We start from the raw sequence: 1918 nt of genomic DNA on the forward strand, positions 1-1918 counted from the left end.
CACTTCCTTTATTATTTTTCATTTTTTTAAACTATTTAATACTAATGTCTTTTATAATAGCTTTTCATATATTATATAATCAATCTTTATAAGTCCTTTTATAAATTTCTTTTCTACCATTTTCGATAAATTCCTGTTTAATATTTTTAATTCCATAAACAATAGTTTCAATAGGATAATATTCTTCAACTATATCTTGATATTCTTTTGCTTTCTCAATATCTATATTTCCATACATTCTTAATATATCTTCTCCAAAATTTGTTCCTATTTCTTCTTCACTATCTTCAAGTAAGTATATAAAATCACAATATTCATCTATAATTCCAGAATCTCCAAAATCAATTATTCCAGTTAATCTATTATTGCCATCTAACAATAGATGATTACAACTAAAATCATTATGGCATAAACACTTTTTACCCTCAAAAACTGTTGTTGCATTTAGTCTTTCCATAAAACTTTCTATATAATCTTTTTCTATATCAGTTAAATCATTATAAATAGTTTCACGCAACAATATATACTCTTCTAATACATTTTGTTTATTATCAATAGTACATTCACTAATATCTGTATAATCTAAACCGTGCATTTGTCTTAAAAAACTGGCAATATCTCGTTTTAACAAATTTTGTTCTTCTTCTGACATAGTAGAATAAATTTCTGGTGTTAAAAAAGTTCCTTTAATTTCTTTATAACCTAGTATAGATAATTCATCACTAATATACGAATATTCAATATTAGGAATTTTTACATTAGTTTCTAAATTTGTATTTAAAAAATTATATATTGCTTTTTCTTTTGCATAACCTTTTTTCTTATTAGTACTAAATTTTGTTTTAAAAATGTATTCATTATTAACTAAATATGCCACACTATCATAACCACTACCGATTATTTCAATACTATCTACTTTGAAATTATCAAAGTAATGCTCAATTAAATATTTCATTGCCTTAACATTTGTGGCATTATCATCATATCTATATTCCATTAAATAACAATCTTCTTTTTTGCCCTCGTGTAATTCATGTTCTGGCAAATCTTCAATAATTCTAAAACCAGATTTTTGGTATGCCCTTATTGCTCTTGGATTATTTTTATGAGGGTCTAAAATAACTGCATTAGCATTTCTTTCTTTTTTCAAAAATTCAAAAATCAATTTAATATATCTTGTACCAATTCCTTTACTCCAATAATTTGGCTCTCCTATAAATTGATCCATACCATAGACTATCTCATCAGTTTTTGGATAATGATAATCAGTATATAACTCATCATACATTTTATATATTTGTCCATATCCAATAGGAACATTGTTATATTCAATAATTACTCTAAAAACTTCATCTTCCCAAGGCTCTGTATAATGTTTTTTTAATGATTCTAATGTATATTTTTTATCTCTACCACCATAAAATTCTAATACTCTTTCATCAGTTAACCATTTTAACATCAAAGGAAAATCATCATCTATTAAAGTTCTTATACATATTTCATTTTCAACTATATTCATTTATTTATCACCTTTTTCATAATCATATACATATACTATTTCATCTTTATAATCATTTTTACCACCTAATTTTTCATATACATGGCAAGCTCTAGGATTACCTTTATCAGTTATTAAAAACATTTCAGAACAACCAATCTCTTTAGAATATTCCTTAATAAAAGATAATAATTTTGAACCATAACCTTTGTCTTGATAGTTAGGTAACATTCCTATTGAGTGTAAATAAAACATTGTTTTTCCATCAGGTCTTAAAAGTGTATAGCAATATGCAAATCCTATAATTTTATTATTTTCTTTAGCTATAAACCCAAATGAACTGGTATCATTAAGAAATCCTTTTAAATTATCAATATCAAAAACCATATTATCATCAATTAAAACTTCTTCCATAAACTC

2 protein-coding genes are annotated in these 1918 nt (G+C 24.3%); both read right to left on the bottom strand.

Annotation, left to right across the window (positions count from 1 at the left end; all coding sequences use genetic code 11):
- Positions 1-79: 79 nt before the first annotated feature.
- Positions 80-1519 (bottom strand): bifunctional aminoglycoside N-acetyltransferase AAC(6')-Ie/aminoglycoside O-phosphotransferase APH(2'')-Ia, encoded by a 1440-nt coding sequence (locus ACU5AP_RS16200; protein ID WP_001028144.1) that lies wholly within the window; start codon positions 1517-1519, stop codon positions 80-82.
- Positions 1520-1918 (bottom strand): GNAT family N-acetyltransferase (locus ACU5AP_RS16205; RefSeq protein ID WP_000341232.1); only part of this gene is annotated, 399 nt, incomplete at its 5' end. It abuts the gene before it with no gap.

This window comes from Brevundimonas sp. RM1 (genome assembly GCF_052907225.1).

Bases quoted from the DNA above. Each gene is read 5' to 3' on its own strand.
- ACU5AP_RS16200 (WP_001028144.1), bottom strand. From the start codon at position 1,519: ATGAATATAGTTGAAAATGAAATATGTATAAGAACTTTAATAGATGAT.